General features: G+C 35.3%; 9 protein-coding genes. 5 read left to right on the top strand and 4 right to left on the bottom strand.

What is annotated here, in order from left to right; all coding sequences use genetic code 11:
- Positions 1 to 130: 130 nt before the first annotated feature.
- The 3 genes from mnmA to queC form a co-directional block, all read right to left on the bottom strand.
- Positions 131 to 1,219, bottom strand: coding sequence for a tRNA 2-thiouridine(34) synthase MnmA (mnmA, locus tag U9P79_09495; protein MEA2104856.1), 1,089 nt, complete (start codon positions 1,217 to 1,219; stop codon positions 131 to 133).
- A gap of 228 nt (positions 1,220 to 1,447) precedes the next feature.
- Positions 1,448 to 1,669 carry a chemotaxis protein CheB gene (locus U9P79_09500; GenBank protein MEA2104857.1) on the bottom strand — a complete coding sequence of 74 codons (222 nt, stop codon included), beginning with the start codon at positions 1,667 to 1,669 and terminating at the stop codon, positions 1,448 to 1,450.
- Between the two features lie 2 nt (positions 1,670 to 1,671).
- Positions 1,672 to 2,358 carry a 7-cyano-7-deazaguanine synthase QueC gene (queC, locus tag U9P79_09505; GenBank protein ID MEA2104858.1) on the bottom strand — a complete coding sequence of 229 codons (687 nt, stop codon included), beginning with the start codon at positions 2,356 to 2,358 and terminating at the stop codon, positions 1,672 to 1,674.
- A 64-nt stretch (positions 2,359 to 2,422) separates the two neighbouring features.
- Between queC and dusB the strand changes: the two genes are divergently transcribed.
- From dusB to U9P79_09530, 5 genes are all read left to right on the top strand, one after another.
- Positions 2,423 to 3,424: a tRNA dihydrouridine synthase DusB gene (dusB, locus tag U9P79_09510; protein MEA2104859.1), complete on the top strand. Its 1,002-nt coding sequence runs from the start codon at positions 2,423 to 2,425 to the stop codon at positions 3,422 to 3,424.
- A 188-nt stretch (positions 3,425 to 3,612) separates the two neighbouring features.
- On the top strand, positions 3,613 to 4,500 hold the full coding sequence (locus tag U9P79_09515; GenBank protein MEA2104860.1) for a hypothetical protein: 888 nt from the start codon (positions 3,613 to 3,615) through the stop codon (positions 4,498 to 4,500).
- The gene (locus tag U9P79_09520; protein ID MEA2104861.1) at positions 4,487 to 5,404 is read left to right on the top strand and encodes a hypothetical protein; all 918 of its coding nucleotides are present in this window, start codon (positions 4,487 to 4,489) and stop codon (positions 5,402 to 5,404) included. Before U9P79_09515 ends, U9P79_09520 begins: the two co-directional genes overlap by 14 nt.
- Before the next feature lie 71 nt (positions 5,405 to 5,475).
- Positions 5,476 to 6,486, top strand: coding sequence for a tRNA (adenosine(37)-N6)-threonylcarbamoyltransferase complex transferase subunit TsaD (tsaD, locus tag U9P79_09525; protein MEA2104862.1), 1,011 nt, complete (start codon positions 5,476 to 5,478; stop codon positions 6,484 to 6,486).
- Positions 6,486 to 7,607, top strand: coding sequence for a glycosyltransferase (locus U9P79_09530; GenBank protein ID MEA2104863.1), 1,122 nt, complete (start codon positions 6,486 to 6,488; stop codon positions 7,605 to 7,607). Before tsaD ends, U9P79_09530 begins: the two co-directional genes overlap by 1 nt.
- A gap of 299 nt (positions 7,608 to 7,906) precedes the next feature.
- On the opposite strand, the gene U9P79_09535 is transcribed toward U9P79_09530, so the two are convergent.
- Positions 7,907 to 8,991 (bottom strand): choice-of-anchor Q domain-containing protein (locus tag U9P79_09535; GenBank protein MEA2104864.1); only part of this gene is annotated, 1,085 nt, incomplete at its 5' end.

Raw genomic sequence — 8,991 nt, forward strand, 5'->3', positions numbered from 1 at the left:
CCCCGACCCTCTCCTATCGAGGAGAGGGAGATAAAAGTTCCCCTTCTCTTTGAAGAGAAGGGGTTAGGGGATGAGTTGTAAAAAGGATGAAGAATATATTTTACTTGATATGCTACTTTACGGATGGGCACTAATTAGCGATTCCAAATTGTATAATCCCTCCGCCAATGACGTTATCATTTTCATAAAAAACAACAGACTGCCCGGGCGTGATGCTTAGTATGGGTTCATCGAACAACACACGAACACCAGTATCCTGTGGGAAAATCGTACAATTCGCTTCAGGAGAATTGTATCTGATCTTCGCCCTGCATCTCATCGGTTCAATAATTTCATCAAAATTAATCCATTTACATTGATCAGCAAATAATTCGATCCCAAATAGACAATCCTTTGGTCCAACTACAATTTCGTTTGTTTTACTCCGTATTTCTTTTACATAAAGTGGGTGAGGAGATGTTAAGCCCAGCCCCCGCCGTTGCCCGATTGTATAAAACGGGAATCCCTTATGCCTTCCGATTTTTTTTCCTTCGAGATTGAGAATATATCCTGAATGAATTTTTTTTTTACAATTATTTCGCAAGTAGGATTTATAATCATCATTCGGAATAAAACAAATTTCCTGACTTTCCGGCTTATGAGAAATTTTCAGATGATAATCTTCAATCTTTTTCCCAATCTCAATTTTTGAAAAGTTCGCAAGAGGGAAAATAGTATAAGCCAAATCATTTTGGTCAAGTTGCCATAGAAAATAAGACTGATCTTTTTTTTTATCCTTTCCCTTTTTTAAATAATACCGGTTTTCCTTTTTTTGGAATTCAATTTCGGCATAATGACCGGTTGCGATATATTCCGCTCCCAGTTCCCTTGCCTTTTCAAGCAGTAATTTCCATTTAATTCGTTTGTTACAGAGAACACAGGGATTTGGTGTCAGTCCACTTAAATAACTTTCGCAAAAATTTTTAATAATAGTTTTTTCAAATTGATTTTCAGCATCAACATTATAGTACGGAATAGAAAGCAGCTCACAAATTTTTTTTACATCTTCAAATTCGCCGGTAATGGTTTTTTCATCTTTTTCGGCAGGATGTTGTTTGCAAAACATGTGCAAACTAATGCCAATAACATTGTACCCCTGCTCCTTTAGGGTGATTGCAGCAAAAGTGCTGTCAATACCACCGCTCATTCCAACTGCAATTTTTTTTCTTTTAATACTCATAATATTGTTTTCTTTGGAATAAAATATCCGTGATATTTTAATTTTAATATTGTTTTCTTTGTAATAAAATACCCGTGATATTTTAATTTGTAAAAAGCAACATCACGGATGTTGCACTCCAAAATTTAATCATACAACCAAACCCGCATCAGAGACAGTAGTTTATCAACATTGGGTGGCTTAGTGAGATAGTCATTCGCTCCGGTTAGTAATATGCCGATCAATTTATCAATGATCTTGCGATTTATGAAGATGCTGCACAATTAACAAAGGAAGATAGAAATTTTTTCTCAAAGCGGGGAGAATTTTAATCAAAGCCTGCAGCCCACCTGCGGATGTTCCGAGAATACTGCTTCTACTTTGTCCCGCACCGACCTTTGTAAGGGCAAAACAAAGAGCAAACCGACATTCTACAACACTGTCATGTGTAATATAAATTTTCTTTTTCATTCTTACCCGGTGATGTTATTATTTATTTTCAAATATGGAATTTCGTCTTTGAATCCTGCTTTTTGAAACGCATTTATTCGCAGTCTGCAACTATCACATGTTCCGCAAGCTTTTTCCGAATTTGTATAACACGACCAGGAGAGATGCATGGGAGCATTGAGTTTTTTCCCGATTGTTACTACTTCAGATTTTGATTTATGCAAAATTGGTGTTTCTATTGATATTTCAGTTTCTGGTTTTGTTCCATCCTTGATCATTTCATTATAAGAACGGAAAAATATTTCACGGCAGTCCGGATAGCCAGAACTATCCTCTTCCATTGCACCGATAAATATTTTTTTTGCCCCAATCACTTCAGCCCAGGAAACAGCAATGGCAAGCAAATTCGCATTGCGGAAAGGAACATAAGTATTCGGAATTCCTGCGTGAGTGGTTTTTGAAATTTGAATATTTGTATCGGTCAGGCTCGAACCGCCAATTTTTTTTAGATAACCGATATCAATAACCAGAGTTTTTCGGACATTATAAAATTTAGCAATATCCAAAAAGGCTTTTTTTTCTCGGGCTTCGGTCAGATGACCGTAATTCACGTGCAACAGGTATAAATCGTAATTTTTATGAGCAATAGCTGTCGTTACACAGCTGTCCAAACCACCGCTTAATAGAACAATCACCTTTTCACTTTTCATGTTTTCACAAAATTAAAATTTATATATCATTGACAAGGTTTTTGTAAATAATGAAATTAGCCACATGATTTCTAATCCCAAAAAAACAGCAAATATCTCTATCACATCCGGAATGGAAAAAATCACCGGTGGAAAGCTCTGGCTTGCACCATTAGCCGGTTTTGCCGATTCTACTTTCCGAAAAATCTGCAAACAGAACGGCGCGGATGTGGCTGTAACAGAAATGATTAGCGCCCATGGACTTGTTTACGAAAACGAAAAAACAGAGTCAATGCTTTGCTTCAATGAAATTGAGCGTCCGCTGGGAATTCAAATTTTTGGAGATGAACCCAAAATAATTGCCCAAGGAATTGGAAAGATTAAACAATTTCATCCGGATTTTATTGATATTAATATGGGTTGCCCCATGAAAAAAGTGGTTAAAACAGGCTCAGGGTCGGCACTTTTAAAAAATGTTGAAAAATTATATCAAGTGGTTTTGGCAGCAAAGTCAGCGATTGCCAAGGAATTTCCTCTGACTGTGAAAATCCGTTCCGGCTGGGATACATCTGAAAATATTGACCAAATTGTTCAGGCAATAGAAACAGGTGGTGCTAATGCGATCATATTTCATCCCCGAACAAAAAATGAAATGTTTTCCGGGCAAAGTACGTGGGATTTGATCGCTAAAGTAAATCAAATAGTAAAAATTCCTGTAATTGGAAACGGAGATATTAACTCGCCGGAAGATGCCAAAAAAATGTTTGAAGAAACCGGATGCAATTCTATTATGATTGGTAGGAGCGCAATTGGAAATCCGTTTCTATTCAATCAAATAAAGGAATATTTACGCACAGGAGATTATACGGAACCGAGCCCTCAACAAAGAATATCACTTCTTCTTTCTCACTTTTCGGAAATGAAAAAAACCGAAGGTGCTGATAGATCTACGAGAATTATTCGGAAATATGTTTCCGGCTATTCAAAAGGACTTACAGGCGCAAAAGCGTTTAGACAAAAATGTAATTTCACAAAAAATGAAACAGAGTTTGAAAAAATTGTTAATGATTTCCGGAAAGAATTTTGAGCATGTCCCACATTTGGGTCAAAAAATCAGGCTTCGCACACCATACATTGACAGGTCGGTAACTGACACCTCAATCTCTGACACTTTCATTATTTAAAATGAAAATAATAGGATGTTTATCTGAATGAAAATAATATTTTTTCCTACGATTATCCGTTTCAACAGCATAGCCAAGTTGCTACTCTCTTATGAAAAAGATTGATTCGCTACTCTGGGAAGCAAGGCATCACGCAAACGATAAATGGCTTCTGTCCGTGGAACTTCTGGAGCAAATTATTGAAATTGACCCGAAAGTTTATCCTGCTCATGAACTTTTATACATTATTTATATGCAACGCTCACTTTTTCAGAAGACCGAAAAAATTATCCAAAGAGCTATGAAATATTTCCCTGATGATGATTATCTTAAATTTTTAATGGGAAATGTTTTTCTGGCTCAAAAGGGAAAGTCAAGAGAAGCGATTACCTGGTATAAAAGGATTGAAACCGAAATCGTTGAGATGGATTTTAATTTGGCTGTGGCATATACGTATCAAGACGAAATTAAAAAGGCGGTGAAGATACTTAAGAAAGTTTTCACCAGATTTAATCATTTACCAAAAACATATATCTTTTTTGCTGAGCAATATTTACGGCTAAAGGAATATGATAATGCAATTGACTTGCTTACAGCCGGTAAAAAAAAATTCCCAAGTAAACGGCAGATATGTTACTTGCTCGGTGTGTCTTATAATAGAAAAAGGGATTGGATTCATGCCTTTGTGAATTTTAATGAGGCGCATCAACTCGGTTATAATAACGCTGAATTTTATAATACCTGGGCTAATTGCTGTTTTGAAATGGGTAATAGCGGATTGGCTGTAAAATATTTTACAAAAAGTATCCAGAAAAATATTTTTTTTCTAAAATCGTATCTTGATTTGAGCAGGTTGTATGTTGCAGAAAAAAAATTCGCTCAGGCAAGACGTTATCTTGAACTGGCTAAACGTATTGACCCATTGGACATATATGTTACTTTGGCAACACAACAATTAAAAAGGATTTTTAAAACATTGGAAGATTATGAAAAAAATTAATGCCTCGATTTTGGTTTTTGCATTTTTTATTTCCCTTTTTATCTGGTTTGCACTCAAATTTACTCAAACCCAACAAGTTAATATCCAGATACCAATTGCAATAGCAAACACTCCCACTTCCCTGATACCAATGGATATTGAGCCAAGGTCAATAAATTTGGTCATTGCGGGTAGAGGAGATAAACTGATAAAATTTCATCTTAAAAATTATTCGTACTATCTCAATTTACAAAATGTTCATTACGGAAAAAATTATATCTCTTTTGATATTAAAAATATCAAAGGATTGGAAAAATACGATCTGAACATTATTCAATATCCTCAACTTCTGGATATTTTGGTAGTTATGGATAATATGACTACCCAAACTTTCCCCGTAAACCCTATATTCGCCGATGCGGAGAGCAAAAAGTATTTCGAATCACATAATTTGGAAACTTACCCTCAACAAATTCAGGTTAAAGGACCAAAAAAAATAATTAGTGAATTTATCCATATTGATACTCAACCTTTTAACATGAAGAAACATTCCGAAAATTCAACTATTTCCTTGATACTCCCACAAAGCGATTTGGTTACAGCACTTGTAGGCAATGTTAAGATCGTTAAAAGCAAACCTAAAATCATCAGAAAAGCTTTCCCTTTGATTCGCATTTCTTATCCTGATTCTCTTGAAATATTTCCGCAGTTTATTAGTTTGATAGTTGAGGGCGAATCTAAATTACTTCGCACTTTATCCAAACAAGATTTTGAGATACAGATTGATCCAAACTACACTTTGTTAGTTGAACACCCGGTTGCATTGGATATTCAATTACCCGAAGGAGTAACATTGATAAGTCAGACGCCAAAAAAAGTAAATTTTAGAGGGATTATTGATCCGAAAAAGTTTATTGAAAAATGATTTTCTTCGACTTGTAAGGAACGACCGGTCGAAAAACATTTAAAACTTAATTTAAAATTGGAGTATATTAAATGTCCTTAATCCTCGCAATAGAAACATCTTGTGATGACACATCCGCAGCAATTGTGGATACTGATTTTCAAATTCTTTCAAATATCATTTCCTCACAATCCATTCACGAAAAATTCGGGGGAATTGTTCCGGAACTCGCATCAAGAGAACACATTAAAGGCGTAGTTTATGTAGTTGATCTTGCTTTGAAGAAAGCGGGTAAAAATCTGGAACAAATTGATGCGATTGCCGTATCTGTAAATCCCGGCTTGATCGGATCGCTCCTCGTGGGAGTCTCCTTTGCCAAAGGTTTGGCATTCAGTTTGGTAAAACCTCTTATCGCAATTAATCATATTATGGGACATGTTTTTGCAAATTTTTTGGAAAACCCAAATATTCAGTTTCCCTTTTTATCTTTGGTTGTTTCCGGCGGACACACAGAACTTGTGAAATTCGATTCTCCCACTGAATTTGAAGTTCTCGGCAGAACAGTTGATGATGCAGCAGGTGAAGCTTTTGATAAGATCGGCAAACTGCTGGGATTTCCATATCCCGGTGGACCCGCGATTGACAAATTAGCCAAAAAAGGTAATAAAAATGCAATAGATTTTCCTTTACCAATGATAAACAAACCGAATTTCAATTTTAGCTTTAGTGGTCTGAAAACATCAGCTTCTTTATACATGAAAAAAAATAACATTAAGGCGAATTCCAATTCCATTCAAGATTTTTGTGCCAGCTACCAAAATGCAATTGTAGAAGTTCTCTTTCGAAAAACAATGAATGCAGTAAAAAAATATTCCCTTAAAAACATTTTGCTATCGGGAGGAGTAGCTGCAAATTCAGCCTTGCGGGATAAATTTCGCAAGTCTTCTGCTTCGGAAAATATCAAAATCTATTTTCCTTCCCCTTTACTTTGCACTGATAATGCTGCCATGATTGGCGCGGCAGCTGTTTTTAAATTTCAGAGAAATGATTTTGCTAAATTTTCGCTAAATGCTTCATCATTAAAAGGAATAAGAAAAATATAATGTTTTTTTTAATCTTGGTATCCCTCCTCACTTTTTATGTAGCATTTTTGCTTTTTATTTATGTGGGAACTTTTTTAAATTGTGGATCAAAGCAAAATAAATCCGAAAAACTTAACTTCATTTCTGTTATTATAGCAGCGAGAAATGAAGAAAAATTTCTTCCGCAATTACTTTCTTCACTTGCAAATCAAAATTATCCGCAGAAATTTTTTGAAGTAATCGCAGTAAGCGACCGCTCTGAAGACCGGACAGATGCGATTATTCATGATTATGTTAAAAGAAATGAAAATTTTCATTTTGTCCGCATAAATGAGGAAGAGCCAAATTTGATTGGGAAAAAAAATGCCATTACTAAAGGGATAAAAGAAACAAAAGGTGAGATTTTGCTCTTCACCGATGCAGATTGTGTTCCGAACAAAAATTGGATTTCGAGCACGAATTCCAAATTTAATGCTGGTTCTGATTTTGTAGCCGGTTATTCCCCTTTGATTGCAAAAAATATTACTTTATACGAAAAAATAATTTTATTGCTGAAAAATTTGGAACGACTTTCCATTTTTACGATTTCTGCAGGAACTGTTGGCTGGAATTGGGGAGTTACAGCTGCTGCCAGAAATATTGCATATCGAAAGAAAATGTTTATAGAAGTTAGTGGATTCAGCGGTATCGGTCATATTCCATCCGGTGATGATGATCTTTTTCTCCAGAAAATTAGCATAACCGGTAATTATCACTTAAGCTTCAATTATGATCCGGATAGTTTTGTGCCCTCTCACGAAGATAAATCAGGCAAAGCTTTGGTAGATCAGGAGAAGCGACGAGCCTCAAAATGGAAATATTATCCTGCAAAAATCAAAATATTTACCACTCTGATTTTTTGTTTTTTTATATTGCTTTTCATTGCATTCATTGCATCGGTAATAGGGATTTTTTCGTGGACGGATTTTTTGATTATTTTTGGTGCAAAAGTTATCATAGATTTTCTTATTGTTTTTCAGGGAGCGTTGATTTTCAAATCACTTAGATCATTATTGCTTTTTCCTCTTGCTGAAATTTTTTATATTCCCTATTTTCTCGGATTTGCAATTTTGGGGACTTTTTCTAAATACCGGTGGAAATAAAAAATTCCGACTCGGACACCGTCTTTTGTGTTCGAGTCGAGATTTTTGAAAATTGGAAAGGGTGACTGTCCATATGAAAAATTTTTTGAAAAATTGAATAAAATATTTATTTTCTTCGGAAGCATTCGAGAATGACTTTGGAGCGGAAGCCTTACATAGCAGAATGGTCGAAGACATTTTCAATGTTTCATTCACGCTTTCTTACCATTGCGAAGGTCGGTAAAAAATGACCATTCGTAAGGTAAGGCTTCCGTTTTCCATTTCTTTGTGTAAATTTCTGAAATTTGTGTGTCCAACTCTCACTCCCCTACCTTCACCATTTTCCTTACCACGGCATTTTTGCCATATTCCAGTTTGTAAAAATATGTTCCCGCTGAAACTTCATTTCCATATCTGTCTTTCCCATCCCAGATAATCTTTGTATTTACCTGAAAATGGTCTTCTCTTCCGTTGTATCTTTTTACCAATTGCCCTCTTACATTGTAAATGGAGAGTTGATAATCCTCCACGCGCTCGTAGTCTGTGGTGATAAATAATATTTCTGTTTCTCCTCTGAATGGATTCGGTTGGTTCTGGAATAAATATAATTTGTTTACAAAAGAAGTGTCAGGATTATTTACTCCATCTTGTTGCCATTCATACGCCCCAATATCAATTCTACCGTTATAGATTCTCTGATTTCCTGCCAAATCTAATTGCGGTAAATTTAAACCTGTAGTATCCGGTGTGCCGGCGTTTATGCAGGGAGATTCTTCCGTGAGTTCATAACTGAACGGATCTCCTCCTACGAACATTGGGTCATCGTCTATGTTGCCAGGTCCCCAGTTGATGGTGCCATTGTTGTTTGTATTTATTGCATTAATTCCATTCTCAATATTGCAGTATTTTATTGTAGCTGAGTTGGGAGGACCTGTCGGGTAAAAATAGATTTCTGTATAGGGATCATTTCTTAAAATAGTATTTATTAAGGTAAAATGACTGTCATCGCTCAGTCTGATTGTACCTTGCGAACAATTTTTATTATCTGCAATTGTACAATTGATAATATATATTTCTTCACCGCTATGGATACTTACGATCCCGCTAGTAATATCTCCATAATTGTCAGTTATCTCGCAATTAATTAATGTTGGTATAGAACCAAGAAGACAAATCGCTCCAAAATTTCCTGTTACTGGATCTGAATGATTACCCTTTATTGAACAATTTATAAAAAAGGGATTATTAATATTTCCATATTTTACTGCTTTTGAATTCACATATTCGTAATTGTCGGTCATCAGTACATTATCAAAAATAGCATTACTTGTCTGCACTCCACCGATATGAACATATCCTAATTCTTTCCAACAATCGTTGTTAAATAAAGTAATATTTTTTATTA

This window comes from Candidatus Cloacimonadota bacterium (assembly GCA_034661015.1).
In the GTDB taxonomy this organism is placed as follows: Bacteria; Cloacimonadota; Cloacimonadia; order JGIOTU-2; family JGIOTU-2; genus JAYEKN01.

Coding starts and splice junctions, on each gene's coding strand:
- mnmA (MEA2104856.1), bottom strand. CDS start 1,219: ATGAGTATTAAAAGAAAAAAAATTGCAGTTGGAATGAGCGGTGGTATT.
- queC (MEA2104858.1), bottom strand. CDS start 2,358: ATGAAAAGTGAAAAGGTGATTGTTCTATTAAGCGGTGGTTTGGACAGC.
- U9P79_09515 (MEA2104860.1), top strand. CDS start 3,613: ATGAAAAAGATTGATTCGCTACTCTGGGAAGCAAGGCATCACGCAAAC.
- U9P79_09520 (MEA2104861.1), top strand. CDS start 4,487: ATGAAAAAAATTAATGCCTCGATTTTGGTTTTTGCATTTTTTATTTCC.
- tsaD (MEA2104862.1), top strand. CDS start 5,476: ATGTCCTTAATCCTCGCAATAGAAACATCTTGTGATGACACATCCGCA.
- U9P79_09530 (MEA2104863.1), top strand. CDS start 6,486: ATGTTTTTTTTAATCTTGGTATCCCTCCTCACTTTTTATGTAGCATTT.
- dusB (MEA2104859.1), top strand. CDS start 2,423: ATGATTTCTAATCCCAAAAAAACAGCAAATATCTCTATCACATCCGGA.
- U9P79_09500 (MEA2104857.1), bottom strand. CDS start 1,669: ATGAAAAAGAAAATTTATATTACACATGACAGTGTTGTAGAATGTCGG.